Here is a 25,999-nt window from a genome sequence, read left to right on the forward strand (position 1 = left end):
GAGAACCATCGTGGACGACGGCAGCATCCAGAAGCGTATCCACGAGACCCTCATGGGGCTAAGGCCTCAGGGGTTCGGACGAAGCGTCCTGGACCTCGGGATCGTCTCCGATCTGGCCTTCGCCGACGGCTGTCTGCGGTTAAGACTCCAGCTTCCGGCCGACGGCAGCATGACGTCGCTCAAGACGACGCTCCGTGACGCGCTCCTTGAACTCGACGGCGTCGAACGGGTCGAGTGGACCGGAGAATCGTCGGCCCCGGGCGGGGCGTCGTCCCTCCCGATGGCGTCCTCCCCGCCGCCCCCCACTCGCTCCGCACCGGCCGCCGGTGGACTGGACCCTCGCCTCGTGCCGGGTATCGACCGGATCGTCGCCGTCGCCTCCGGCAAGGGAGGCGTCGGGAAATCCACCGTCGCCGTCAATCTGGCCGTCAGCCTGGCCCGACTTGGCCTGCGGGTGGGGCTGCTGGATGCCGACGTCTACGGCCCGTCGATCCCGATCATGCTGGGAGCCCGGAACCGTGAACCTCGACTCGCCGAGGACGGACGGCGGATCCTGCCGTTCGATAGGCTGGGAATCCGTTTCATGTCGCTGGGCTTCATGGTCGACCCCGAGGCCGCGGTCATCTGGCGCGGCCCGATGGTCATGAAGGCCCTCGAGCAGCTTCTCAGAGACGTGGTCTGGGGCGATCTCGACCTCCTCCTGGTCGACATGCCTCCCGGAACCGGAGACGCTCAGCTCACGATGTCCCAGCGTGTGGCCCTGGCCGGCGCCGTCATCGTCACGACCCCTCAGGACGTCGCCCTTGCCGATGCCATCAAGGGGATCGCGATGTTCGAGAAGGTCAACGTGCCGATCCTCGGCCTCGTCGAGAACATGAGCTTCTTCGAGTGCCCTGCCTGTCATGAGCGAAGCGAGATCTTCGGGCACGGCGGCGGCCGTGCCCAGGCGGAAAAGCGCGGAATCCCTTTTCTCGGCGAAATACCACTCCATGCCGCGATTCGCGAGTCCGGCGACGCGGGGTCACCCGTCGCGGCCGATTCGGACGAGAGCCCTCAGCGATCGGCGTTCGAACGGATCGCCATGGGCCTGAAGACGCCCCTCGGCATCGAGAGCGGCGACGAGGAAACCTCGGCGACCCGAGGCCCCGGCCTCCTCGAGCGATTCAAGAGCGGCTGGACCCCGAAGTCCTGAACGTGGCTGTCACCCGGCCCCGACGGTATAGTCTCTGGGTCTTCCAGATAGGGCAGAACCGATGAAATGCTCCCTCACTCCCGGAATGCTTCTCTGCGGGCTGCTCGCCTTCGCATCAACCGGACCGATCCATGCCGACATGGAGCCATCCCCCGCCGAAAAGAAGCAACAGGCGCGCCAGACTCTCCTCGATGCGATCGAAGGAACCCAGGGCGGAGATGAACGCGTTCTGTTGCTGGCCGAACTGGCGTGGCCGGATCCGTCCGTGCCCCGGAACGCGTGGGTCGCCTTTGAGGCCCACAAGGAACTGATCGCGATGGGCGAGTCGGCGGTCAACGGGCTCGCACGGGTCGTCGCCGATGTCGATCCGACGCAGGCTGGAGACGTGGTCCTGACCATCATCGCCGCCCGAACACGTCAGACCTCCGGTGTCGCCCGTTCTTTTCTTCCCGCGATGGATCGGGCGGTCTGGTTTGGATCGCTGGACGCTCGGCGGCTCGCGATCCCGCAGCTGGCGAAGCGCCAGTCCTACGGAACGCTACCGGCGTGTGTCGACGCCGCGCTCGAGGAACCCTCCCTGCTGCCCCTCGTGATCCGTTCGACCGTCGGTTTTCGTCGAGACTCCGCCCGACATTTCCTCAAGACCCAACTGGAGTCCGGCGATGCGGAGCTGCGTCAACTCGCGGCCGAGTCGTTGGCCAGGATTGGCGGCCGCGCACGGGACACGCTACGCGAGGCGACGCTCAGCGACTCCCTGGAGATCCAGGAGTCCTCACTCCGTGCATGGTTGCCGCTGACCGGAACCAACGACATCACCACGCTGTACGAGTACCTGGCGCGTCGTGACGAGGAAGAGGTCGACGAACTCATGACGCTTGTCGGCGAACGCGCGATGTTCCTCGAGGCGTTACTGGAAACGGAGCAGGAACACGAAGGCCACGACCACGATTAGAGTGCGCTGACCTCGCGGCGAGAGAGAAATCGCTGCAGCGACTCGAGTGCGATGCCCAACTGATTCCTCCCGACACCGAACGAGATTCTCAGATACCCTCGACCCTGTTCGCCGAAGGCGCTACCGGGAATCGTGACGACGTTCTCCTGCTCGAGGAAGGACTTCGCCAACTCGATATCGTCGCCGTATGCCGAGCAGTCGACGAAGAAATAGAACGAGCCGTCCGGTAACCTCCAGCGAAGATGGGGGATCCGCTCCAGCGCCGCCGCCATGAAGGACCGTCGTACGCGGAACCGATCGAGGATAGCGACACGATCCTCCCGGCCCTCGGCCCCAAGGGCCGCAAGCGCCGCGTACTGGGATACGCTGGGCGCAGAGGTCACGAGGTACTGCTGGGCCGCCGTGATCCGCTCGATGATCTCCACGGAGCCGGCAACCCAACCGACTCGCCAGCCCGTCATCGCAACATCCTTCGAGACGCTCGAGACGATCAATCCGTCGCGACTGAACCTGGACGGAGAAACAAACACCCCGTCGTAGGTCAGCCCGCTGTAGATCTCGTCGGAGATCCACGGCACACCGCGTCGAGACAGTTCTTCGGTCAAGACACGCAAGCGAGCGGCGTCGACGCAACGACCGGTCGGGTTCGATGGACTACATAGGATCACGGCCCGCGTGGCATCCGTCACACGGTCGAGGATGTCTGCGGGATCGAGGCTGAAGTCGCTCTCGCCGCGAATCGGATAGGAGACGGCCGAAGCTCCGACCAGCCGGGCGACGACCGGGTACGCCGGGTAACCGGGATCGGGAACCAGGATCTCGTCGCCGGGTCCCGCGAGGGTCAGACAACTGGCGTACAACGCCTGCTGTGAGCCCACGCTGACGCACACCGACTCTGCACCGCTCGTGAACGGGGCGTATCGCTCGGCAAGTCGTTCGCGGAGCGCCGGGAGCCCAGCGGTCGAGGTGTAGAAGGTCTTGCCCTCGTCGATCGCCAACTGCGCGGCCCGACACGGACCGGGTGGGGTGATCAGATCGGGTTGTCCAAGCCCTAGGTTGATCGCGTCCGCAGGCGCCCCGTCAAAGATCTGACGGATCATCGTCCGTTCGACGCCATCCATCCGCTCTGCAGGACGCCATCTCACCGCAGCGCTTCCTCGAGCACCAGCGCGGCGTTCGTTCCGTCGTCGCGGTATTTCACGATCACCGGTGTCTGAAGCTGAACCCCGTGCTCGACGGCGTAGTCGCCCGTTGCGGGGCGACTGCCCGGGACGACCACGGCCCGCGGAGGTACCCGCAGTGGACGATCGACCGCACCCCTTAACGTCAGGCCATGCACCAGGTCGATGACCGGTGTCGACGCGGAGAGGATAACGCCGGGTGCCAGGACCGCACCGTGACCGACACGACACCCTTCGTAGACCCCACAACCACCGCCGATGAACGCGTCGTCCTCGATGATCACCGGGCTGGCGCCGATCGGCTCCAGGACCCCGCCGATCTGCACCGCGGCAGACAGGTGGACGCGAGCACCGACCTGTGCGCAAGAACCGACGAGCGCATGCGAGTCGATCATCGTACCCGAACCCACGTACGCGCCCACATTGACGTAGGCCGGCGGCATCATCACCACACCGTCGGCGAGAAACGCGCCACGACGAACGGCACTGCCGCCGGGCACGACCCGGACATCACGACGGGTCTTCGTCGGGTCCCAAAGCGGCATGGAAGCCCGATCTCTGAATCGCAGGGTTCCATCGGCATAGTCTCTCGACTCACGCAGCCGGAAGCCCAGCAGGATCCCCTTCTTCACCCACTCTTCGACCCTCCAGGCGCTGTCCTCCATCGGAGTTGCGGAACGGATCGTCCCGTCCTCCAACCCATCGAGCAGTCGCCCGACCACACGCTCAACGGAGTCATCGGGCGCTTCGGCTTCGGCGAAAAGCGACTCGACCTCTTGCTGCAACCGCTCCATTACGACACCCGCCGCAGTCCGGCGGTGTCCAGGGCAGCCGAGAGTCGCTCACGGGTCCGCCCGTCGGCAGGTGCCAACGGAGGCCGCGGCATACCGGAACAGAGACCGAGCAACTCCATCGAGGCTTTTACCGGCACCGGATTGCTCTCGACGAAGTTGGCCTGCATCAACGGGAGAAGACGAAAGTGATGCTTGCGCGCCGAGTCCAGGTCTCCCTCCCGGGTCGACGCGACCAGCCGAGACATCCCTGCCGGGTCCTGATTCGCGACCACGGAAATAACGCCCTCGGCACCCAGCGCCACCGTCGATAGGGTCAGAGCGTCATCGCCGGAGAGCACGGCGAACCCGGCGGATCGGTGTCGCAGGATCTCCGATATCTGCTCGAGATCGGCCGACGCCTCCTTGACACCGACGATGCCCGGTAGCTCGGAGAGCTCCAGCGTCCACGAGGCGGGGAGATTCTGCCCCGTTCGACCCGGCACGTTGTAGACGATCACCGGTCGGTCGCAGGCCTCGGTGACGGCTCGGTAATGACCGATCATCCCCGCTCGGTTCGGCTTGTTGTAATAGGGAGTCACGACGAGAAGCGCATCGGCACCCACGCCGATCGCCCGGCGACCGGCCTCGATGGTGCGACGCGTGTCGTTGCTGCCGCAGCCTGCCAGCACCGGCACCTTACCGGCGGCGGTCTCCGTGACCACCCGGACGACCGCCTCCTGCTCGTCGGCGTCGAGCGTTGCACCTTCACCCGTCGTGCCGCACGGGACCAGGCCATCGATACCCTCTTCGATCTGACGACGAACGAGTGAAGCCAGGGCCTCGGCATCCACCCGGCCATCGCGGTCGAACGGTGTGACCAGTGCCGTCATCGCGCCTGTGAGTCGATCCATCTTCCCCTCTCCGTCCTCGAGCTAGGCTTCCAGAACCTGCTCGAAGTCATGTAACCCCGTACGACCGAGAAGATACTCCCCCGCCGCCACGGCTCCGCGTGCGAATCCCGAACGGCCATGCGCACAGTGTTCCATCGTGATCGTGTCATCCGGCGAAGAGAATCGAACCCGATGGGTTCCCGGAGTCGCTCCGATCCGTTCGACGTGGATGGACAACTTCGTGTCGTCGACGCGATCATCCGAGAACCGCCAACCCGCGAGCGCGGGATCGTTGGCCACGATATCGTCTGCCAGACGTAATGCCGTGCCGCTGGGCCGATCCAGTTTCTGGAGATGATGAACCTCTTCGAGTGTCGGCAGATACCCGTGTCGCGTGCTAGCTTCTCGCGTCAGTGCCCGGACACCGCGTCGAAACAGCGTCATCCCGATAGAGAAGTTTGCGGCGTGAACCAACGCGGCGGCGCTGCTCGCGCGGAGTTGCGTCGCGAGGTCCTCCGACACCTCCCACCCGGTTGTCCCACAGACGACCTTCAGCCCCGCGTCCACGAGTTGCTGAACATGACGAGGTCCCGCACCGGGAGCGGTGAATTCGAAGACAACGTCGGGGACCCCGATTTGATCGGCGATGGCCGGCTCGTTCGCCAGACGCGAGACCCCACCCACCCGCTGATGACCGAGCCGCGTCGCAGCCTCATCGACCGCGGTCGACATCTTGCCAAGTCCGACCAGCGAATACTTCATCGCGTATCGACCCCGGCGAAGAACTGCTGATGGAGACCGCGGACCGCCTCCCCGAGCGCGGCACGTGGAAGAACCGCCAGCAGACTACTCTCCGCCGCGCCCAGCACGACGAGACGCGGCTCCCAACGGGCGATGGCGGCCATCACCTTGGCTCGACACACGGCGTCCCTGGCCAGCGCGGAACCTATCACGGCCACGAGGGAACACGTGTCATCGACCTGCACATCGCCCAGCTCGCGTAACGGCGTCAACGCCTCGGCCGTCTGCGCGCCTTCGGGTAGGACGAGATGAACCTCACCCGCACTCGCAACCATCATCTCGGTGGAGACCTTGCGACCGCGACAGATGTCCATGACCGACGACACGAACGGTCCGTCTGCACGTGCGTCGACGCGTTTGACACGCAGGATCGTGATCCGCTCTCGACTGGCCACGCCGACGATTCCGTCGCCGGCCGCCTCCTCACCCAATCCCTTCTCTCGAGAGACGATTCGGGTCCCCGACCTGTCGGGGTTAAGTGTATTGCGGACCTCGACCGGGATCTCGAGGGAGGCAACCGGCGCAAGGCAGGAGGGGTGAAGAACGCGTGCCCCGTAGTGGGCAAGTCCGGAGGCCTCGTCGTAGTCCACGACCGGGAGGGTGCGCGCGTCGACCACATGCCGAGGATCGGCGCTCATCAGTCCGTCGACGTCAGTCCAGATCTGGAGACGTTCAGCGCCCAGGCACGCCGCGAGGATGGCAGCTGACGTGTCGGACCCTCCACGACCAAGGGTTGTGGTTTCACCCCCCGCGGATGCGCCGACGAACCCACCGGTGAGCGGAACGCCGCCGGCCTCCACGACCTGGTGGAACCGATCCATCGCCCTTCCTCGGGTCGCCTCCATATCGACGACGGCTCGGCCGAACGTCTCGTCCGTTGCCAACCAGTCGCGGGGGTCGATCCACTCCGCCTGGACAGAGCGATCCTGCAACACGGCGCAGACGATGGGGCCCGATAACGACTCACCGGCCGCCAGAACACCGTCGCGCGCCTTGGGCGTCAACTCACCGAGCTGTCGGATCGAACGCAGGGTCCCCCGGATCGACTCGAACGCCGCATCCACGATCAGATTCAGATGATGGCGGCGTGAGGAGTCCTGAACGCCGTGGGACACGACCCAGCGGTGACGTCGCTCGATGTCGGCGAGGACGGACTCCAGGCCTTCGCGATCCTCTCGATGTACGGAGACCAGCGCCTGATCCAGAAGATCGGTCACCCCCGCCAACGCGGACACCACCACGACCGGCGCGGACCGTTCGCTACGCGTCGACTCGACGATCTTCGCAACATCGCCGATTCGTGACGCATCCGCCACCGAGGTCCCGCCGAATTTCAGAACTCGGACCGTCATGTCAGACCCTCATGAGCTTCGGCGGGCGATGAGTTCTTGCCGCACCAGCAATTCCGCATTCAGCAAGGCCCCACCGGCTGCACCCCTCAACGTGTTGTGACAGAGGATCGTCCACTTCAGCCCCATGATCGGACACGACCGGACGCGACCCACAACGACGCCCATCCCACCGGCGTGATCTCGATCCAGCCGTGGTTGCGGACGATCGTCCTCGTCGCGGACGCAGATTGGATGCTCCAGCGCCGACGGCAGGGTGGCAACGCGATCGCTCACGCGAAACTGACGCATGCCCTCGACCACCTCAGCGGGGTGACACTCCCGCGTGGTTCGGACGGCGACGGTCATCAGATGCCCGTCGACGACCGGTACGCGGTTGCACTGTGCGGAGACCGTCAACGGTCCGCCGAGAATCTTCGCCGGCTCCGACTCCAACTTTGCCTCTTCGCCCGCAATGGACGGGAGAATGTTGTCTTCGATCGGCATCGCCGCTGCGGCCGCTCGACCCGCGCCGCTGATCGCCTGGAGCGTGGTCACCTGAACGTCCTCGATCCCCCACTTCCGCCAGACGGCGACAAGACCGAGCACGAGACCCGTGACGCAGCAGTTCGGATTGGTAACCGCGAATCCCTCGCCGGCTCGGGCGCGGGCCTCGACGAGCGCCAACTGTTCCGGGTTGACCTCGGGCATCAGGAGCGGCGTCGACGGGTCCATCCGTAACGTTGAAGCGTTGCTGACGAGGACGACGCCGTCCGCAACCAGGTCCGGTTCGATCGTCGCGGCGGTTGAAGACGGAAGCACGGAGAAGACCAGCTCGCAGTGCTCAAAGGACCGCGTCGTCGCGCTCCGAAGAGGCATCGCGGCGATCGTCGGGGAGGGTGGATCCCGCAGTTCCCAGGTGACAGCCTCGGCGTACGTTCGGCCCTCGGAACGCGGGGAGGCCGCCAGGGTCTCGACCACGAACCAGGGGTGATCGGCGAGCAGCGAGATGAGTCGCTGACCCACCAGGCCCGTCGCGCCGAGTACGCCCACACGAAAGCGATCCATCGATCGTCTGCTCCCAAAAGATGATGCGACTACCCTGGAAACTCCACGATACCACCGGTCTCGCTCGCTGCGTCGTGGTATATAGTCGCTCGGGTCGACCAGGAGTGAGACGTATGGCGGCGACGGGACACGCATCACCAAGATGCATGCCTACGGAAGGCGGATATCGCGAACGCGAGGACGATTTCTTCTGTCTGCGTTTCGGGGTCTGGTATGCCTCTTTTGACTGCGCGATCCGCACCCATTTCGACACGGCGCCCGGTTGTCGAAACTGCGACCAGGGTCGTTTCAACCACCGACGTCACCGTGCGACGATCCGGCCACGGGATTACCGGCTCCCGGTCCTCAACGACTGATCGATACGTTTCGTGCGTCCTCCGTCCCTCACCGTGTCCCGAGTCCGGGGAATTGTGTTTGACCTCGATGGGACCCTGGTGGATTCATTCGAGGCGATCACCGAGAGCGTCAATCACGCGCGACGTGTCTTCGACCTTCCCGCCATGGACCATGGGGATATCAAGAGCCACGTGGGACGCGGCCTGGAGGTGCTGATGGCGGACCTGGTCGGGCCCGACCTTGTCGAGGAGGGTGTCCGGGCGTTCCGCGACCGTTACGCCACCGCATACGCCGCCGGGACGACCCTACTACCGGGAGTCCACGATGCCCTGGCGAGGCTCTCCGACCGAGGGATCCGCATGTCCGTCGCCAGCAACAAGCCGGCACGGTTCGGTCGACCGATCTGCGAGCAACTCGGTATCGACAAGTTCTTCTGTGCGATTCTGGGACCGGATGTCGTCGGCACGACGAAGCCGCACCCGGCGATGCTTGAGCGTGCGATCACCGAGATGGCCGTGCAAACGTCCGATGCGATCTACGTCGGAGACATGCTCCTCGACATCGAGACGGCGGCCCAGGCCGGGGTTACGGTCGCCCTCGTTGCAACCGGATCGTGCTCCGAGGCCGACCTGCGAATGAGCGGAGAGACGACCGTAAGCGTCTTACGGGAGCTCGCGGATCTACTCCTCGACGGGACGTCGCTCACGACGTAAACGGACCGATCCCACCAGGCGCTCCCACATCGGCCGCAGTTCCGCCCGCTCGCCGTCGGCCTCCAGGAGAAACCCGTGGCCGGCCTTGCTGACGACCAGCAACGCGCCATCGGCGCCACGATGAGCCGTCGCTCGCTGTCCGGACCCCCGTGACGACACGGGCGTCCACCCACGAAGTTCGTCCGCCCTCAGAGCCGCAACCTCCGCGGGATCGACACGGACCAACCGGCCAAGTGAGTTTCCCTCCTGGTCGATCAGCCGCACGGGATAGCCGTCGGCGGAACGCAGGGATGCCGCGGGAAACCAGCCGCGAGGTATCTCCATCGTGATCCCCGGCGCGTCCAACGTACCGTCCGACCAGGGCTGATGGTTTCGCTCTAGGGGCCGGAAACGATCGAAACGGATCCCGAATCGCTCCGCCGGGTCGACCGGCGGGGGTGCAGGCGCCCGCCCGATGTCTCGCCATGTGAGCGGGATCCAGTACAGCGACGGTGAGCGACTGCCCTCGATGACCGGCATGCCGATTTCGAAGCGATGATCCTCGAACACCATCCGGAAGATGAACCATTGCCCCGACCAACCCGCCTCTTCGAAACGCGCCGCATGTCCGGTCGTCGCCTGACTCCGCGTGGCCAACAGCTCGAACGCCTGCGCCCGTTTCAGTGCGGAGGCCCGATCGGCCAGGGCCAACGGCGGTGAACGCAACCAATCGCTGACCGACGAGCCCGCCCCATCGAGTCGCGAAACGTAACCGACGCGCCAGCCGTCACCGACCCGCAGGGTCTCACCAAGGCTGTCCGAGACAACACCTCGAAACCAGAGCGCCTGCCCCTCGATGGGATCGGGCGCACGGACCTTCCCCTCGATCCTCAAGGCGCGGAACCCCGGCGGGAGCCCAACGGTAAACCCCGTACCACGCACCACCTGCCAGGGCTCGGTCAGCTCGCTCTTGTCACCCGGCGGGTCACCGACCGTCGGCAACAATAATTCCGTCTCACGCGGATACGGTGGGTAGTTCGACCAGGCGCGACGCACCTCGACCTTGGTCAAGAGATGGAGCATCTCCTGAGCGCGGCCCGCGATCCCCGCCGCGCCGAGCCCGGCATCGCCGGGAAGCAGGGCCGCACCCAGGACCCCCGTCGAGTCTTCGATTCTTCGTTCGATCCACCAGATGGGCCGCTCTCCCATCTCGGTCGTCAACGTCCCCTTCCAGACCGAACCATCCGTGTCACCGGACTGGTAGGTCAGCGTCGCGCCCGGCAACGCACGACAGCCTCGCTCGGGATTGGAAATCGGACCGGCGACGGGATACAGCGTAAGCGCAGAGTCCCCCGGCCATCGACGTAGCTCGATCAACGGAGAGCCCATACCCGTCGGCGGGAGGGACGTAAACCAGCGAGGGTCGGTGTAGACGACGAGCGGGCCAGCCTCGAAGCGGTAGGGAGGACCCGACGCGAGCGCCGCATCCAGCCTCTGGAGCGGGCCGCTGTCGGCGGCCAGCTCTAAACCCTCGATGGTCTCCAGGCGTTCGGACGAAAGGTCGAGGTATTCCGGAAACTCGTCTGCGGCGACGCTTGAGGCGAGGCCTCCCAGGAGCATCAGCCCCGCGAAGACGATCAGGGATCGCCGCTGTCGAGTCGTTCGAGTTGATGCTCGAGCGAGTCGATTCGTTTCTGGAGGCGTAGAATCTCCTTGCGGATGTGGGCCTCTCGATCGCGTCGGCGACGCTCGATGACGATCCGGCGTCGTGTCCCCTCTTCCTCCACAAGCGTGAGCGTCCGCTCGTCGCGGATGACCTTCAGCGTGACTACTCGCGACGTGTACCAAGTCAGCCGCCTGTCAAATTCGGAAACGCTGCGGATCGGTTCACCCTCGGCGGCAATGACCACATCGCCAACCGCCAATCCCATCTCGCTACCAACTCCATGGGGTTCGACCCGCGTCACCAGGATCCCCGACTCCGAATCGGCCCCGTAGTGCTTCCGTAACTCCGCGGTCAGATCCACAAGCTCGAGCCCGATCCAACGCTGTCCGCGGAAACCCCATTGTACGGGAAACGGAGAGTCTTCGTCGGAAACGACGACGGCCGGGTCCGGGGCGACGACGGGAGATACCCGAACCACCGCATCGGCCAGCTCTCCAAGCGGGATCTCGATCGGCAACTCTACGCCGTCGCGCAGAACCGCGAAACGGGTGACCTCCCCCGGTTCGAGCTCTGCAAGCCAGGTCGCCAGTGTCGCCTGATCGTTGATCTTCCTATCATTCATCGACAGAAGAAGATCCCCGACCCGCAGTCCGGCACGTTCGGCGGGGCCGGACGGATAGAGTGCCACCACGGCCAGACTGCCGTCGTCTCCGTCACGAGTCCAACAGCCGAGCCAGGCACGGCGGCTCTCGTGGGCCGGCTCCGGCGCGGGCTGGGCCCAGACCGGCGCCAGCGCCAACAGAATCGTGAGCAGCAGGGCGGGGCCTGTTATGCGTTGTCCCATATCCCGATTGTACGACCGAGTGGAGAAGAAAGACGGGTCAGGCCGAAAGCCCGGGGAAGCCGGACAACAGATTCCATTGCCAACGCCGGAGATCCGGATGGGCCGACGGATCCTCCCCCGCTTCGACCCGCTCCAGGAGTCCCTCGAGGATCCCCCGAGACGCGACGATCGAGGACTCCAGATGCAGCTCGTCCGCGATGACATCCCGTCGAGTCTTCCAGTCCTTGATGCGGGCTTCGAACGATGCGCTGCGGCGTGGTTTGCGTCCCTCGCCAACCCGACTCGGCCAGTCGGTCTCCGGTAGCGACCAGGCTTCCTCAAGCACGCGCAACAGCCGCTCGGCGCCCGCACCGCTTCGATACGAGCGTGGCAGACCCTGCACCGTGGTGAAATTGCGAAGGTCGTCCGGCCCGCGAGCAGCCAACGTCAGCAGGACCGCATCCGACACGATACGAAACGGAGGACGCGCCTTGTGTCGCGCGACCTGCTCACGAAATTGGCAGAGTCGGTTGAGGACCGCCTGGGTCTGGGCCGACAATTTGCCATGACCCTTCACGCGCCTGAACGGCTCCTCGTCATTACGTTCACGGAAACGAACTCCCTCCAGACGACGAAACTCCTCTGTCGCCCACTCCATGCGGCCCAGCCGCTTCAACTCCGTTGCCAGGAGGTCCACGAGGTCCTCCAGGAAGCGCGTGTCCATCGCGGCGTATTGCTCCATCTCCGGCGTGAGGGGGCGGCGCGACCAATCGGCGCGCTGATAGCGCTTGTCCAACTCCACGTCGAAATGTTTCGAAAGTAAGGCCGCCAAACCGAACGAGCGCTCACCGGTCAGGCGAGACGCGACCATCGTGTCGAAAAGTCCGGACACCTCCAGCCCGAATTCACGATGCAGCAGACGGAGGTCGTAGTCGGCGCCGTGAAACAGCTTGGGCAGACTCGCATCGGAAAGCAGCGGGGCGAGAATCGAGAGGTCCACACCGGCCAACGGATCGATCAGTTCGTCACGCCCGAGATGGGTTAGCTGGACCAGACACACGCGCTCCGGATAGTGGTGTAGCGAGTCCGACTCCGTATCGACCGCCAGCGATCCACCGCGTATGGATTCGACACGTTCCAGGAGACGTTTGTCGTCGCGAATCCAGTGAATTGGTGGAGTCATCGCCGGGAGGCTAGCATCCACCGCCCTCGACTTTCCAATATTCGGCTCACGCGCTATCCTGACTTCCGTCAAAGATCGCGATTCACTACACAGTCGAGGACGGATCTCATGGACGCCGCAAGCCAACGTCGAGCACTGAACGAACTCGGAATCGAACCGAAGCAAGACCTGTTCTGGAATCTCACGGCGGCCCCGCTCTACGAGGCCACGGTCCGGCTGGGTACCGGCCGAATTGCAGCGAACGGGCCAATGGTGGTCGATACGACCCCGTACACGGGTCGATCCCCCAAGGACAAGTTCTTTGTCCGCGAGGCGGGCTCCGAGGCGGACATCGCCTGGGGAGCCGTCAACGCCGAGATCTCCGAGAAGACGTTCGATCTCCTCTATAAGCGTGCGTGTTCGCATCTTGGGGACCGCGAGCTGTTCGTTGAGGATCTGAACGCCGGCGCCCACCCCGAGCACCGTCTGCCGATTCGGCTCGTCAGCGAATCACCCTGGTGTGCGCTCTTTGCGAGGAACATGTTCCTACGCATCACGGACGCAACACTGCTGGCCAACCACCGACCGGAGTTCACGATCGTCCACGCGCCGACCATGGTCGTCGATCCCAAGGCGGATGGCACGCGGTCGGAAGTCGTCGTCCTCGTTCACATGGGTCGCCGGCAGGTCTTGATCGCGGGGACCAAGTACGCCGGCGAGATCAAGAAATCGATCTTCACCGTCCTGAATTACCTGCTCCCCAAAGACGGCGTTCTATCCATGCACTGCTCGGCCAACGTCGGTGCCGACGGCGACACCGCGCTGTTCTTCGGTCTGTCGGGGACCGGCAAGACGACACTCTCGGCGGACCCCGAGCGACCATTGATCGGCGACGATGAGCATGGCTGGGCCGACGACGGGATTTTCAACTTCGAGGGCGGTTGCTACGCGAAGGTCATCCGGCTGCGCCGCGAGGACGAGCCCGAGATCTACTCGACGACCGAACGATTCGGAACCGTTCTGGAGAACGTCGTCATGGACGACGCGACGCGGATCCTCGATCTCGATGACGATTCGAAGACCGAGAACACGCGGAGTGCGTATCCCATCAGCCATCTGCCGAACGTCGTTCCCGGGAGCCGTGCGGGACATCCCCGCAATATCGTCTTCCTCACCGCCGACGCCTTCGGTGTCCTTCCGCCGGTCTCCAAGCTGACCGCCGAGCAGGCCATGTACTACTTCCTCAGCGGCTACACCGCGAAGGTTGCGGGCACGGAGCGTGGTATCAAGGAGCCCACGGCGACCTTCAGCGCCTGTTTTGGAGAGCCGTTCTTGCCACTCCACCCGAATCGCTACGCCCTGATGCTGGGTGAGAAGATCCGTCAGCACGGCCCGGACGTCTGGCTCGTCAATACCGGATGGACGGCGGGACCTTACGGGGAAGGGTATCGGATCAAGATCCCGCACACGAGGGCGATGATTCGAGCGATCCTCAACGGGTCGCTGGCATCCATCGATCGCCGGGTGGACCCCAACTTCGGACTCTCCGTGCCGGTGGCCGTGGAAGGTGTTCCCACAGAGACCCTCTGGCCGCGTGACAGCTGGAGCGATGCCGATCGCTACGACGCTCAGGCGAAGAAGCTGGCAAACATGTTCCGCGAGAATTTCGAGCGCTACGGTGACGAGGTCGCTGCAGAGATCCGCGCTGCCGCTCCCAGCACCTGAGCCTAGTCGTGGCACGACAGAGCCGGCAACTCGAAGAGGCCCGCAAGGACCCCGATCGTCTTCTGGACGAGATCAACGACCTCCCGCTGCTCCATCGCACGCCATCGTCGTGGGCCGAATGCGCCCAATCGAACATCGCAGAGTTCCTCTCCGACCATGCGTTCTGTGAGCAGCAGGCCGCCCTCACGGCTCTGCATCTGGTCGGGTTGTACGCGGACGACGAGGAACTTGTCGACCGGATGACCTCCCTCGCGGCGGAGGAGATCGCACACCTAAGACGGGTCGCAGCGATTCTCCATCGACGGGGCCTCCATCCCCGTCGGCGTCGGACGAGTAGCTACGCCACGGCACTCCATGGGCGCATCACCCGGGGGGATCGCTGGGCCAAGATCGACCGGCTGCTCGTCGGGGCCCTGATCGAGGCTCGGAGCTGTGAGCGATTCACGACGCTGCTCCATCGACTGATAGGGAAGGACGACGAGATCGCCGAACTCCTGCTGGACCTCGGTCCCGCCGAGAAGCGACACTGGCGGATGTTCCACGGCCTCGCCGCCCGGGACTGCCCGGTCGACGAGCTGGAGGCTCGCTGGAAGGGTTGGCTGGAATTCGAGGCCGAGCAGATGCGTCCCCGAGGTATCGCGCCACAGGTTCACGGCTGATCGTGTATAAACCCCCTTGGGTCGGCCCGCCGTAAGGGTCAGATCGAGGCAGGAGATCGATCGTGGAGCTATCGAAGAGTGGAAAACCGATTCGCCGGGGTCCGTACCCCGAACTGACCCTGCCGGCGATTTTCGTCGGCTACATCCTCGGGACGCTGATCGCCGTCAGCATCGGCTACGCCAGCCTCAAGCTGGGTTTCTCGATCGAGGGATCGGAATTGGCCGCCATCCTGGGCTTCGGCGTACTTCGCGGCGTCATGCGTCGGACGAGCATCGTCGAGAACAACATCAACCAGTCGCTGGCAAGCAGTGTCAACGCCGCGTCGGCCGGGATGATGTTCTCGGTGCCCGCGCTATTCATCCTGAACTACCAGGATTTCAACGCACCGCTGCTGGTGGTCGGCTGCATCACCGGCGCCGTGATGGGCATCGCGTTCATCATTCCTCTCCGCAAGCAGATGATCGATTTCGAGCGTCATCCGTTCCCGGGCGGAATCGCTGTCGCCACGATCCTGAAGTCACCGGGCGCGGGCATGCGGAAGGCCTACCTCCTGCTGGCCGGAGCCGCCGTCAGCGCCATCGTCCACGCCATCGTCTACCAGTGGATCGGGTATCACGACCTGCCGCTCGGAGAATACCTCGGCCTCCCGGAGTTCCTCAACGCAACCTGGTATGTGTCGTTGATGACGATCGGTGTCGGCTACCTGTCGGGTCGTGGCGGTGTCTACTTCATCATCGGTGGCTTCGTCTGCTACTGGCTGTTGGCACCGATCATGTCGATGAACGGTCTCCTCGATAATCCCGAGATTGCCGCCTCGGGGATGCCGATCGCAAGTTGGCTGCGGCTGCAACTCTTTCGCCCGCTGGGTATCGGCATGCTGATTGGCGGCGCACTGACCGGTGTCGCGTTGGCGTTCCCGTTGGTCGTCTCGGCCATCCGCAGCATGCAACAATCGTCCAAGACGGGCAGCGCCGTCTCTCGGGACGAGCTGCCGATCCGAATGCTCTACGTTGGAATCGCCGGCGCCTTCGTCGTCCTGTTCGTGATCGCGAATCTCTCCGTCCCCGAGATGACCCTCGGACGCAGCCTCCTGATGGCCTCGCTGGGCACGGGCTGGATCTGGATGGCGGGAGTCATCCTGTCGGAGTGCATCGGCCGGACGAACTGGTCGCCGCTGTCTGGCATGACGCTGATCGGAATCACGATCCTGCTGTTCATCGCGAGCGGCATGAGCGACCGAGCGACGGTCGTCTCCTCGATCATCGTCGGCGCCGCCATGTGTGTTGCGATGTCCCAGGCTACCGACCTGATGCTCGACCTGAAGACCGGCTACCTGGTCGGGGCCATCCCACGAAAGCAACAGATCGCACAATTCCTCGGCACGTGGCTGGGGCCGATCGTGATCATGGTGTTGATCTTCGTGTTGCACAATCAGTCCCCCCTCGGCGGCGACGAGTTTCCCGCACCGCAGGGCCAGGCCCTGGCCAGCATGGTCGACGGAATTACCGGCGGCGAGGTGCCCACCAACAAGTACCTTGCCGGCGCGGGCCTCGGCGCGGCTCTCAGCGCAAGCGGCATCGGCGGACTCGGCATCCTCGTAGGACTCGGGTTCTATCTGCCGTTCAATATCGTGCTCGCGTACACGATCGGTACGATTCTGCGTGTCGGCGGCGACGCGATCAAGGGTAAGTCTTTCGGTGAGCAGGTCGGAATACCGATCGCAGCTGGCCTCATCGTGGGAGAGGCGCTCGTCGGCGTGGGCGCCGCGGTCGTCACGATCATCGGTGGCATGCTTGCGGGAGGTGCATGATGAAGGCACTCGGACTACTTCTGATCGGTGTTGGGTTCTTGATGGGTGCCTACGTCGCCGTCGAGACGCCGGAGAACAGCGTCTACTGGCCGCGTTACCTCGTCGCTTTCGCGATGGCCGTCCTGGGCGTCGTACTCGCCAGGTCCGCAGAGCATCGCGCCACGCGGAATGCGGATACCGTCGAATCGGATCTGCGACAACTTCGCGAAAGCATCGACGCGATCGTCGCGGACGTTCGCGAGATCGACAACACCAAACAGGACATCGACGTCTACGACCTCCACGGTCGGATCGATCAGCGTCTACCGACCGATCTCGGCAAGTTCGTCGACGCGCGCAAGAGCATCATCCCTTCCTGTGGTCTCGACGCCTACGCCGACGTGATGAATCATTTCGCTGCCGGTGAGCGATACCTCAACCGCGTCTGGTCGGCATCCGTCGATGGCTACATCGATGAGGCCCAGACCTATCTTGGCCACGCCCGCGAGCAGTTCGAGGGCGCGGCAGCCAAGCTCGCGTCCCTGACTCCCAACTACTGAGGATCCAGACCGTGGTTCGTGTGACATCGGAAATCGGACGGGTTCGACGGGTACTCGTGCACGAACCAGGAATCGAAGTCGACAACATGGTTCCGGCCATGATGGAAGAACTCCTGTTCGACGACATCCTCTACGGGGATCGTGCCCGTGACGAGCATGCCCGATTTCGCCGCGTACTACAGCTCTTCGGGATCGAGGTCCTCGACGTCAACGACCTGCTGCACGAGACCCTGGAAAACGAACCGGCTCGCCAGGCGTTGATCGAGGTGCTCCTGGAGGATCTACCCGAGGGCTACGGGGAGCGCCTGCGGGCACGCGATCGCGAGTCGCTGCTGCAGGTCCTCGTCGGGGGCCTCCAGAACGAATTTTTCGGGCACGGGGTCGACGCCGACGAGCTGTTTACGATTCCCCCGCTACCCAACTGGTGCTTCCAGCGTGACCCGCAGATCGTCCTTGGCGATGGGGTCGTGTTCTCGTCGATGGCGACACCGGCCCGGCGTCGCGAGGCGATCCTGGCGCGGGCGATCTTCCGACACCACCCGTCGCTCTGCGACACACCGGTCATCCTCGACCCCATCGCCCGCCAGAACGTCCCCCACGCCGGCTACGGCGGCGAGCATCACCCGCACCTGGAGGGCGGCGACGTCCTGGTTCTGTCAAAAGAGGTCGTTGCGGTCGGGATCTCCGTCCGCACAAATCGAGTCGGCGTGAATCAATTGGCCCGTGCACTGGCCCGACTCGAGGATGGCCCACGATGGATGGTCCTCGTCCGTCTACCATCACGACGCGCCTACATGCACCTCGACACCGTCTTCACTCCCATCGACAAGGATGCCTGCCTGGCTTTCGCGCCGGTCATTCGCCCCGGCGGTGCCGAGGAGGCCCGTGTCTCGACGATCGACCTGCGGTCACAGGAACTGACACCGACGCCATCCGCCGACCTTCTGACGACACTCAAGGGCTACGGCATCGACCTGCAGCCGATCACCTGTGGCGCCGAAGACTACGTGGCACAACAACGCGAGCAATGGACCGACGGCGCCAACGCGTTCGCGCTTGCCCCCGGCGTCATCACGCTCTTCGACCGAAACCTGGTGACCGCGTCCGAGTTGGAAAGACGCGGGTTCCGGCTTGTCGAGGCGGAAGACCTACTCCTGGGACGGGAGGAAGTCGATCTCGACAGCGGCGAGCGAGTCTGCATCCTGATCCGCAGTCACGAAATTTCACGCGCGCGTGGCGGACCTCACTGCCTGGTTCATCCGCTGGTTCGCGACGATCTCTGAGCGCTAGCCGGCTTTCATCACCACATCGGTCCCGACGCGATCGGCCATCTCCATGGTCGCCGTCAGATCCGGATGACGCAGGATCACATGACCATCGGATAGCAGGGTCTGTTTCCAGTTCCGCCGTGGAGACCCGATCGGGAGCAGGTCGACACAGACGATGTTGGGACGAAAACGGGCCACGAGTCGCTCGAGCCCCTGAATACTCTTGATCGATCCCTGGCCCTGCGCGCGCTTGAAAATGATCGCACTGTTGTAACGTCGCTTGATGGTCTGACTCAATCGTCCCTGTGTCACGGCCTCGGCCCACCCGGTGAAGGTGTCGATGTCGCAGGCGTAGTTCATCAGATCCACGGAGTGCGCCCCCGGGGGGCGCGCCGCGATCTCACCGAAGACCGCCTCACCGGAAGCGGTGCGGAACCACTCCATGTGGGTAAACCCCGACTCGAACTCCAGGGCCTTCAATACCGCGCGCCCCATGATCTCGCCGAATCCCAGATTCGGAGCATTGACGTCTCGAAGGCTGAGCGTCTGTGGACTCATCCACTCAAGCGTTCTTCCAATCAGCGGACGCGGTCGATACCACGAGATGTTGTGATAGAGCATCTCTCCCTTCGCGCAGATCGTATCGAAGGTGTACTCCTCGCCTTCGATGAATTCCTCGACACTGCACTCGTCGACGTGCCGGACCTGCGGGATGATCCGCTCGAGGGTTGCGGCGTCATCCACACGATGGGTATCCGCGGAGCCGGCACCTGCAACCGGTTTGATGATCAACGGATAGCCGATCCGCTCGGCAGCCGCGCGAATCCCGTCGGCGTCCCGCACGGCGGCGTGGCGTGGCGTGCGGATGCCGCACTCGTCAAGCCGCTGCTTCATCTTCTCCTTGTCGCGAAATCGTTCGCACTGCACGTAGGACATGCCCGGTAGCTGCAGCGCATCGCGGATCCGGGCTGCCACCAGAATCCCCGGCTCCCACAGGCATTCCACGCGTTCAATCCCGAAGCGATGGTCGAGTTGCTGTGCGGCCTGCACCATCCCCTCCTCATCCCAGAGTGTCGGGACCTGTAGGTAGTGCGAAATCGCGTGACGGGCGCGCATCGGCAGCGCCCCCTGGGGTTGGTCCCCGATCCCGATGACGCGGGCACCGGATGCAGCAAGCCCCGCCGTGAACAACGGCATCTCGTCGGGGAAACCAGGAGAGATGAGAAGAACGTTCATGGGTTCACCCTAACTCCACTCGGACGGAGCGCACGAGCCGCGCGAGAGCCTCCTGAACCACCTCGGTCCGCGGATGACGCAACACGACAAAACCCTCACCCTCGTAACTACTGGCAGGGAGCTGCCCCTGCTGCGGAAGCTCGACCTCGACGACCAGGGACCCCAACTCCCGCTGTGCCTCTTCAAGACCACGAATGGCCCGGACCCGTCCACGCCCCTGCCCACGCAGGAAGACGATCCCGGCGGCGTAGGCGCGTTGTGGAGGATCGAACCGATCGAAGATCATCAGCCGCGCCCAGGCCTCGTAGAAGTCCATATCGTGGGCATACGAGATCAACGTCGTGAACTGTGCACCCGGTGGCCTTGCCGCGATCTCCGAAACCGCGAGGCTCCCGTCGGGACGACGGAACCATTCCATGTGATAGAGGCCGGTGTGCATGCCAAGCGCACGGATGGCATCGGCCCCCACCTTGCGGACGTCATCGTAGCGCGGATGATCCACTTCCCTCGGGAGCAGCACGGTCCACTGAATCCACGGATTCTCGAGGACTTCCAACGGCCCGGGTGTGTAGTGCGTCAACGAATGCCAGACGGGACGATCTCCGATACAGACGGCATCGAACGAGTGCTCGCGCCCAACGACGAACTCTTCGAGCAGAAGCGGTTGGGCCTTCGACGGACGCACCTCGACCAGACCCTCGCGAAGCTCGCGCACGTTGTCGACGCGAAACGTGCTTTTTGCGCCTGCACCCGATGGTGGCTTCACGACAAGCGGGTAACCAATGATCTCCGCCTCTTGTACGGCCTGTTCCACCGTTGTCACCAGACTCGCCGCCGCACACGGGACACCGTTCTTCCTGAAGACCTCTTTCATGAGGGCCTTGTCGCGGTAGTTGTGACTGGCCTCGACCGAGAGTCCGGGAATGCCCAACTGTTGGCGAACCTCCGCCAGGGGCTCCTGAAGCTGCTCCAGCACACCGAACAGACGCTCCGGCGGACCGATCTCTTCACCGATCGCCTGAATCGCCTGAATCAGGTGCGGCACCTCCAGCGCGTCTTCGACCTGTCGACAGGCGGCCAGGGACCGCCGTAGATCCCCCGGAATCCGCGTCTGAGGTTCCTGCGTGATCAAACCGACCCGTGCATCTGCCAGCGCCGCGGCGGCACGGACGAAACGCAGAGTGGTCGGCGCCAGAAAGGGCGCCACGATGATCGCCGATCGCATGCCAGAGTGCCTCGTTTTGCCTGTGTTAGCATGAGGATTCTAGTGCAAACGGGCCCAAAGACTCCATGCCGCAATCATTGAAAATCGGCTATGCCGCATCCGAGTGCGTGCCGTTCGCCAAGACCGGCGGACTTGGGGACGTTGCTGCGGCGCTCCCCCGTCAGCTGTTTCGGGACGGTCACGACGTTCGACCGTTCGTCCCCCTGTACGGAACCCTCGATCGCACCGCCTTCAATCTGACCCCGGTGCCCCAGGCCCAGAACGTGCCTCTCCCGATAGGCTGGAGGAATCTCAGCTATTCGCTGTGGACGACCCGACTGGACGGAAGCGACCTGGACTACTACCTGGTTGACTGCCCCGAGTTGTTCGAGCGTGAGCAGATCTACGGGGCGGACGAGGAAGAGGCGCTCCGCTTCGCCGGCTTCAGCTCGGCCGTCCTCTCGTCGTTCCAGCGACTCGAGTGGTCCCCGGATATCGTCCACGCCAACGACTGGCACACGGCTCTGCTACCCCTACTCCTTCGAACGACCTACGAGTGGGACCAGCTCTTTGCCGAAACGCGGAGCGTATTGACGCTGCATAACCTCGGCTATCAGGGCTGGTTCCCGGCACGCTGGATCGACGAACTGGGTCTCGGCGGATGGACCCATCTCTTCGATGCCGCCGACCACGGTCGCGGTGTGGTCAACTTCCTGCGCACCGGATTGATGTATGCCGATGCCCTGACGACCGTCAGCCCGACCTACGCCCGCGAGATTCAGACGGCCGAACAGGGCCAGGGTTTCGAGAACATTCTTTCTGCGCGAAGCGGGCGGCTCATCGGGATCCTGAATGGCGTCGACACGGACCAGTGGCATCCCGAGAACGACCCCCACATTCCCCACCGCTATTCCTCGACACGACTCGAAGGCAAGAAGAAGAACAAACAGCACCTGCTGGCGGAACTCGGCCTCGACGATGCGTCAAGGCCACCCCTGATTGGAATGGTCAGTCGTTTGACCGCACAGAAGGGGTTCGATCTGTGCCTGTCGGTCCTTCCGGACATCCTCGCCAACAGCGACTGTCGTCTGGTCGTGCTTGGAAGTGGCGAGGAGCGCTACGAGTCTTTCTTCGAATGGCTCCAGCAACGCTACCCGACCCGTGTCGTCTTCTATCGCGGCTACAGCGAAGAACTGGCCCACCTCATCGAGGCGGGGGCCGACATGTTTCTCATGCCGTCTCTGTACGAACCTTGCGGGCTCAATCAGATGTTCAGCCAGATCTATGGCACCGTTCCTGTCGTCCGTCGCACCGGTGGACTTGCCGATTCCGTCGAACCGTTTGACCCCAAGGACGGCACGGGGACCGGGATCCTGTTCGACCATGCGACGCCGCAGGGACTCGACTGGGCGATGCGTGCGGCACTTGATCTGTACGCCAAGCCGAAGACCTGGAAGCGTCTGATCAAGAACGGGATGGCCAGGGATTTCACCTGGAAGACGTCGGCAGCCGCCCACGCCGATCTCTATCACTGGCTACGCGAACAATCACCCCAACAATAGGAGGACGGTCATGCACGTAGTTTTTGTCGAGCCGGCCTTTCCAAGTAACCAACGCGAGTTCGTTCGCGGTCTGCACAAAGTCGGCGCCCGCGTGACGGGTATCGGCGAACGGCCCGCGGAATACCTTGACGACGAGATGAAGAGTTGGCTGACGGACTACATTCAGGTACCTAGCGTTGTCCATCAGGAATCGCTCCTGGATGCGGTCCGGACCTGCCAGAAGAAGGGCTGGGTCGATCGTCTCGAGGCGACCGTCGAGGCCCACATCATGCCGACGGCGGAGGTCCGCGAGGCGTGCGGTATTCCCGGCACGTCGGTTCGAACCGCGTTTCTCTGTCGCGACAAGCCCGCCATGAAGGAGGCGCTGCGCGAGGCCGGCGTCGCGTGTGCGCAGTCCGACGGGGTCCAGTCCGCAGAGGCCGCCATCGAGTTTGCCGAGCGGGTGGGCTATCCCGTCATCCTGAAACCGCGCGCCGCGGCCGGCGCCTCCGGTACCTATAAGGCCTCCGACCGGGAGGAACTCGATCGGGTCATCGTCGAGTGCGGTCTCGATCGAGGCCAGGACACGGCTATCGAGGAATTCATCGAGGGGCACGAGGGGTTCTACGACACGCTATGTCACGAGGGCCAGATCGTTCACGAGTTTGCGACCCACTATTACCCTAACGTCCTCGAAGCGATGCGTTCTCGCTGGATCTCGCCACAGTTCATCGCCACCAATCGACTGGACGCCGACGGCTACGAGATGGCCCGTGAGATGGGTCGCAAGGTGATCGACGTTCTGGGACTGACGACATCCGCGACCCACATGGAGTGGTTCTACAGCGCGAAGGGTCTGAAGTTCTCCGAGATCGGTTGCCGACCGGCCGGTGTCTGCGCGTGGGACATCTACTGCGCGGCCAACGACTTCGACCTCTACGCCGAATGGGCGCGTGCCGTGACCGGTCAACCGTCGAGAGAGCGACCCTCACGTCAATACTCCGCAGGCACCATCGCCCTGAGACCGGATCGCGACGGCACGATCATGGGCTACGAGGGACGTGATTGGATCGAGAACACGTTCGGCCGTCATATCTTCGCGAGCCACTTCCCGGCTCCGGGCACGCCCACGCAGCCGGTCGAAGCCGGCTACATGGCGAACGCCTGGATCCGGATGCGGCATCCCGACTACGACACGCTTCACGCGATGCTGAATGAGGTCGGAGAACGGGTCCGAATCCGTGCGTCGGATTAGAAGCTCCAGATCGCCGGAAGCAACCAGATCGACACGATCGCCAACAGGATGTTGAGCGGCAGCCCGACCCGCACGAAATCCGTAAACCGGTAGCCACCCGGACCGTAGACCAGCAGGTTGGTCTGGTAGCCGATGGGCGTCGAGAATGCCGCCGACGCGCCGACCGCGACCGCCAGAACCATCGGCCGCGGGTCCACGCCAAGATCGACGGACGCCTGGATTGCGATCGGCGCCAGCAGCGCGGCCGCCGCGCTGTTGGAAAGGAATGCGCTCGCAACGGCGGTCATCAGGTAGACCCCCGCGAGCACGGCTCGGGGACCGTAGGACGCCAGCGGACCCAGAAGCGTCTCGGTGAGCCAGATCGCACCCCCGGACGCGGTCAAGGCCGCCCCCAACGCCAACATGCCGACGATCAGGAAGATGATCTCCCACTCGATGGCTCGATAGGCGTCGTTGGTATCGATACAGCCCGTCAGCACCACGACGACGCAGCCGATCAACACGGTCAGCATCATCGGCGCAAGCCCGAGCCCGGCGACAATCACAACGCCAAGAAGCGTTGCCACGGCGATGGGCATCCGATTCTTCCTGGGCGGGTCGTGGGGTACGTCGTCCAGCACGATGAACTCGCCACTCTGCACGATGCGGTCGTGGGACTCCTTCGTGCCGAACATCAGGAGCAAGTCACCGAACCCAAGACGCACGTGACGCAGACGACCGACGATGTTGGTTGCGTGACGATGAACCGCGATCACGGTCATGCCGTAGCGATGACGTAGACCCAACTCGCCCACCGACTTGCCGATCAACGCGGAACCCGGTGCGATCATGCCCTCGACCATCTGAGCGGCGTGGGGTGCCACCAGCTCGACGCCAAGACCGGGGCGTTGGTACTCGACGCCGTTCAGTTCGTGGACCGTCCGTAGCTCTGCCGGCGGAGCCGTCAGTACCAGACGATCGCCGACCTGCATGATCAGCTGATCCAGCGGGTCGAGGAGCATCTCGCCGTCACGTATGACCTCGAGGACCGAGACCTGATCGGCGGAGCCTACTGCCGAGCTGTCGAGCGTACTGCCCACCAGAGGCGAGCCCTCGCGGATCACGACCTCGGATGCATACTCACGTTGTGGGTAGGAGATCTCGGCGCTCATCGTGGGACGCGTCGGCAACAGCCTAGGGGCGACCCAGAACAGGTACGCCATCCCCACCAACGCCAGCGGGACCCCGGCCCGGCCGATCTCGAACATCCCCATGGCGCCCAGCCCGGCATCCTCCAGGATGCCGCTGACGACCAGATTGGTGGAGGTGCCGATGAGCGTGCAGCCGCCACCGAGCATGGCCGCGAAGCTGAGCGGCATCAGCAGGCGCGAGGGCGCGACGCCGACCTGCTGCGCGAAACGAACGAGCAGCGGCACGAACAACGCCACGACGGGCGTGTTGTTGAGGAATGCGGAGAGGACCAGGACCGCCGGCAGGACCACCCACAGGACGGACGTCGCCCCCGTGGCCGGCCAGGCGGCAAGTCGAGCGCCGAGGATATCGACGACCCCCGTCCGCACCAACCCGTGACTGAGGACGAACATCCCGGCGACGGTGACCACCGCAGGATGCGCAAACTGGTCCATCGCCTGCTGCGGCGTGATGACACCGCCGAGCACGACGGCGACCAGCCCAAGTAGCGATATCAGCTCCGGCGAGATCCGACCCCAGAGGAGTAGGACACCGACGACACCGATCACCGCCAACGTGTATGCGATCTCGAAGCTCAATCCGACTCTCCCCGGCGATCTACAGAATGACGATCTCTGTCATATCGGCGACCGCCGGCAGTTGCCGATGGTAACCTAATGCCCACAGTCGCGTGCGCCATGTCGGCCCGCTCTCCAGGAAAATCGGC

The 25,999-nt window shown here is 64.1% G+C and carries 22 protein-coding genes; 10 read left to right on the forward strand and 12 right to left on the reverse strand.

All coding sequences use genetic code 11. The features are described from left to right. The first annotated feature begins 10 nt into the window (after positions 1 to 10). Positions 11 to 1,192 (forward strand): Mrp/NBP35 family ATP-binding protein, encoded by a 1,182-nt coding sequence (locus OES25_07715; protein ID MDH3627528.1) that lies wholly within the window; start codon positions 11 to 13, stop codon positions 1,190 to 1,192. Between the two features lie 61 nt (positions 1,193 to 1,253). Beyond that, the gene (locus tag OES25_07720; GenBank protein MDH3627529.1) at positions 1,254 to 2,144 is read left to right on the forward strand and encodes a hypothetical protein; all 891 of its coding nucleotides are present in this window, start codon (positions 1,254 to 1,256) and stop codon (positions 2,142 to 2,144) included. Here the strand turns inward: OES25_07720 and OES25_07725 are convergent. The 6 genes from OES25_07725 to asd are packed head-to-tail and all read right to left on the reverse strand — an operon-like array spanning position 2,141 to position 8,185. After that, positions 2,141 to 3,289 carry a pyridoxal phosphate-dependent aminotransferase gene (locus OES25_07725; protein MDH3627530.1) on the reverse strand — a complete coding sequence of 383 codons (1,149 nt, stop codon included), beginning with the start codon at positions 3,287 to 3,289 and terminating at the stop codon, positions 2,141 to 2,143. The genes OES25_07720 and OES25_07725 overlap by 4 nt on opposite strands. Then, positions 3,286 to 4,119 carry a 2,3,4,5-tetrahydropyridine-2,6-dicarboxylate N-succinyltransferase gene (locus OES25_07730; protein MDH3627531.1) on the reverse strand — a complete coding sequence of 278 codons (834 nt, stop codon included), beginning with the start codon at positions 4,117 to 4,119 and terminating at the stop codon, positions 3,286 to 3,288. The genes OES25_07725 and OES25_07730 overlap by 4 nt, the downstream gene beginning before the upstream one ends. Continuing rightward, complete coding sequence (dapA, locus tag OES25_07735) at positions 4,119 to 5,009, reverse strand: 4-hydroxy-tetrahydrodipicolinate synthase (GenBank protein MDH3627532.1); 891 nt, start codon at positions 5,007 to 5,009, stop codon at positions 4,119 to 4,121. The genes OES25_07730 and dapA overlap by 1 nt, the downstream gene beginning before the upstream one ends. Positions 5,010 to 5,030: 21 nt before the next feature. Beyond that, positions 5,031 to 5,750: a hypothetical protein gene (locus OES25_07740; protein ID MDH3627533.1), complete on the reverse strand. Its 720-nt coding sequence runs from the start codon at positions 5,748 to 5,750 to the stop codon at positions 5,031 to 5,033. Beyond that, positions 5,747 to 7,141, reverse strand: a complete 1,395-nt coding sequence (locus tag OES25_07745; protein ID MDH3627534.1) for an aspartate kinase — start codon at positions 7,139 to 7,141, stop codon at positions 5,747 to 5,749. Before OES25_07745 ends, OES25_07740 begins: the two co-directional genes overlap by 4 nt. Before the next feature lie 9 nt (positions 7,142 to 7,150). Then, positions 7,151 to 8,185: an aspartate-semialdehyde dehydrogenase gene (gene asd, locus OES25_07750; protein MDH3627535.1), complete on the reverse strand. Its 1,035-nt coding sequence runs from the start codon at positions 8,183 to 8,185 to the stop codon at positions 7,151 to 7,153. A 410-nt stretch (positions 8,186 to 8,595) separates the two neighbouring features. On the opposite strand from asd, the gene OES25_07755 reads away from it, so the two are divergent. Further along, positions 8,596 to 9,234 (forward strand): HAD family hydrolase, encoded by a 639-nt coding sequence (locus OES25_07755; GenBank protein MDH3627536.1) that lies wholly within the window; start codon positions 8,596 to 8,598, stop codon positions 9,232 to 9,234. Here OES25_07755 and OES25_07760 read toward each other — a convergent pair. The 3 genes from OES25_07760 to OES25_07770 are packed head-to-tail and all read right to left on the reverse strand — an operon-like array spanning position 9,202 to position 12,885. After that, positions 9,202 to 10,833 (reverse strand): hypothetical protein, encoded by a 1,632-nt coding sequence (locus tag OES25_07760; GenBank protein MDH3627537.1) that lies wholly within the window; start codon positions 10,831 to 10,833, stop codon positions 9,202 to 9,204. The genes OES25_07755 and OES25_07760 overlap by 33 nt on opposite strands. Positions 10,834 to 10,850: 17 nt before the next feature. Further along, positions 10,851 to 11,723, reverse strand: coding sequence for a PDZ domain-containing protein (locus OES25_07765; protein ID MDH3627538.1), 873 nt, complete (start codon positions 11,721 to 11,723; stop codon positions 10,851 to 10,853). A 37-nt stretch (positions 11,724 to 11,760) separates the two neighbouring features. After that, entirely contained in the window at positions 11,761 to 12,885 is a 1,125-nt protein-coding gene (locus tag OES25_07770; protein MDH3627539.1) for an HRDC domain-containing protein, read from the reverse strand. 108 nt (positions 12,886 to 12,993) lie between these two features. Here OES25_07770 and pckA point away from each other — a divergent pair, with 108 nt between their 5' ends. The 5 genes from pckA (at position 12,994) to OES25_07795 (ending at position 18,881) form a co-directional block, all read left to right on the forward strand. Beyond that, positions 12,994 to 14,589 carry a phosphoenolpyruvate carboxykinase (ATP) gene (gene pckA, locus OES25_07775; protein ID MDH3627540.1) on the forward strand — a complete coding sequence of 532 codons (1,596 nt, stop codon included), beginning with the start codon at positions 12,994 to 12,996 and terminating at the stop codon, positions 14,587 to 14,589. Positions 14,590 to 14,597: 8 nt separating this feature from the next. Beyond that, positions 14,598 to 15,248 carry a tRNA 2-methylthio-N6-isopentenyl adenosine(37) hydroxylase MiaE gene (locus OES25_07780; GenBank protein ID MDH3627541.1) on the forward strand — a complete coding sequence of 217 codons (651 nt, stop codon included), beginning with the start codon at positions 14,598 to 14,600 and terminating at the stop codon, positions 15,246 to 15,248. Positions 15,249 to 15,310: 62 nt separating this feature from the next. Further along, the gene (locus OES25_07785; GenBank protein MDH3627542.1) at positions 15,311 to 17,059 is read left to right on the forward strand and encodes an OPT/YSL family transporter; all 1,749 of its coding nucleotides are present in this window, start codon (positions 15,311 to 15,313) and stop codon (positions 17,057 to 17,059) included. Further along, on the forward strand, positions 17,056 to 17,598 hold the full coding sequence (locus tag OES25_07790) for a phage holin family protein (protein MDH3627543.1): 543 nt from the start codon (positions 17,056 to 17,058) through the stop codon (positions 17,596 to 17,598). Before OES25_07785 ends, OES25_07790 begins: the two co-directional genes overlap by 4 nt. A gap of 11 nt (positions 17,599 to 17,609) precedes the next feature. Then, positions 17,610 to 18,881: an arginine deiminase family protein gene (locus tag OES25_07795; protein ID MDH3627544.1), complete on the forward strand. Its 1,272-nt coding sequence runs from the start codon at positions 17,610 to 17,612 to the stop codon at positions 18,879 to 18,881. A 3-nt stretch (positions 18,882 to 18,884) separates the two neighbouring features. On the opposite strand, the gene OES25_07800 is transcribed toward OES25_07795, so the two are convergent. Beyond that, entirely contained in the window at positions 18,885 to 20,102 is a 1,218-nt protein-coding gene (locus OES25_07800; protein MDH3627545.1) for an ATP-grasp domain-containing protein, read from the reverse strand. 4 nt (positions 20,103 to 20,106) lie between these two features. Next, positions 20,107 to 21,327, reverse strand: coding sequence for an ATP-grasp domain-containing protein (locus tag OES25_07805; GenBank protein ID MDH3627546.1), 1,221 nt, complete (start codon positions 21,325 to 21,327; stop codon positions 20,107 to 20,109). 65 nt (positions 21,328 to 21,392) lie between these two features. Here OES25_07805 and OES25_07810 point away from each other — a divergent pair, with 65 nt between their 5' ends. Both OES25_07810 and OES25_07815 read left to right on the forward strand, forming a co-directional pair. Beyond that, positions 21,393 to 22,868 (forward strand): glycogen synthase, encoded by a 1,476-nt coding sequence (locus OES25_07810; GenBank protein MDH3627547.1) that lies wholly within the window; start codon positions 21,393 to 21,395, stop codon positions 22,866 to 22,868. 10 nt (positions 22,869 to 22,878) lie between these two features. Further along, entirely contained in the window at positions 22,879 to 24,102 is a 1,224-nt protein-coding gene (locus tag OES25_07815; GenBank protein ID MDH3627548.1) for an ATP-grasp domain-containing protein, read from the forward strand. Here the strand turns inward: OES25_07815 and OES25_07820 are convergent. Next, positions 24,099 to 25,871 carry an SLC13 family permease gene (locus OES25_07820; GenBank protein ID MDH3627549.1) on the reverse strand — a complete coding sequence of 591 codons (1,773 nt, stop codon included), beginning with the start codon at positions 25,869 to 25,871 and terminating at the stop codon, positions 24,099 to 24,101. The genes OES25_07815 and OES25_07820 overlap by 4 nt on opposite strands. Positions 25,872 to 25,999: the final 128 nt, after the last annotated feature.

The sequence above is a fragment of the Acidobacteriota bacterium genome (genome assembly GCA_029861955.1).
Taxonomy (GTDB): Bacteria; Acidobacteriota; Polarisedimenticolia; order Polarisedimenticolales; family Polarisedimenticolaceae; genus JAOTYK01.

Excerpts from the sequence above, each read along its gene's own strand:
- OES25_07720 (MDH3627529.1), top strand. The coding sequence starts at position 1,254 with ATGAAATGCTCCCTCACTCCCGGAATGCTTCTCTGCGGGCTGCTCGCC.
- OES25_07730 (MDH3627531.1), bottom strand. The coding sequence starts at position 4,119 with ATGGAGCGGTTGCAGCAAGAGGTCGAGTCGCTTTTCGCCGAAGCCGAA.
- dapA (MDH3627532.1), bottom strand. The coding sequence starts at position 5,009 with ATGGATCGACTCACAGGCGCGATGACGGCACTGGTCACACCGTTCGAC.
- OES25_07740 (MDH3627533.1), bottom strand. The coding sequence starts at position 5,750 with ATGAAGTATTCGCTGGTCGGACTTGGCAAGATGTCGACCGCGGTCGAT.
- OES25_07745 (MDH3627534.1), bottom strand. The coding sequence starts at position 7,141 with ATGACGGTCCGAGTTCTGAAATTCGGCGGGACCTCGGTGGCGGATGCG.
- asd (MDH3627535.1), bottom strand. The coding sequence starts at position 8,185 with ATGGATCGCTTTCGTGTGGGCGTACTCGGCGCGACGGGCCTGGTGGGT.
- OES25_07760 (MDH3627537.1), bottom strand. The coding sequence starts at position 10,833 with ATGCTCCTGGGAGGCCTCGCCTCAAGCGTCGCCGCAGACGAGTTTCCG.
- OES25_07765 (MDH3627538.1), bottom strand. The coding sequence starts at position 11,723 with ATGGGACAACGCATAACAGGCCCCGCCCTGCTGCTCACGATTCTGTTG.
- OES25_07770 (MDH3627539.1), bottom strand. The coding sequence starts at position 12,885 with ATGACTCCACCAATTCACTGGATTCGCGACGACAAACGTCTCCTGGAA.
- pckA (MDH3627540.1), top strand. The coding sequence starts at position 12,994 with ATGGACGCCGCAAGCCAACGTCGAGCACTGAACGAACTCGGAATCGAA.
- OES25_07790 (MDH3627543.1), top strand. The coding sequence starts at position 17,056 with ATGATGAAGGCACTCGGACTACTTCTGATCGGTGTTGGGTTCTTGATG.
- OES25_07800 (MDH3627545.1), bottom strand. The coding sequence starts at position 20,102 with ATGAACGTTCTTCTCATCTCTCCTGGTTTCCCCGACGAGATGCCGTTG.
- OES25_07805 (MDH3627546.1), bottom strand. The coding sequence starts at position 21,327 with ATGCGATCGGCGATCATCGTGGCGCCCTTTCTGGCGCCGACCACTCTG.
- OES25_07810 (MDH3627547.1), top strand. The coding sequence starts at position 21,393 with ATGCCGCAATCATTGAAAATCGGCTATGCCGCATCCGAGTGCGTGCCG.
- OES25_07815 (MDH3627548.1), top strand. The coding sequence starts at position 22,879 with ATGCACGTAGTTTTTGTCGAGCCGGCCTTTCCAAGTAACCAACGCGAG.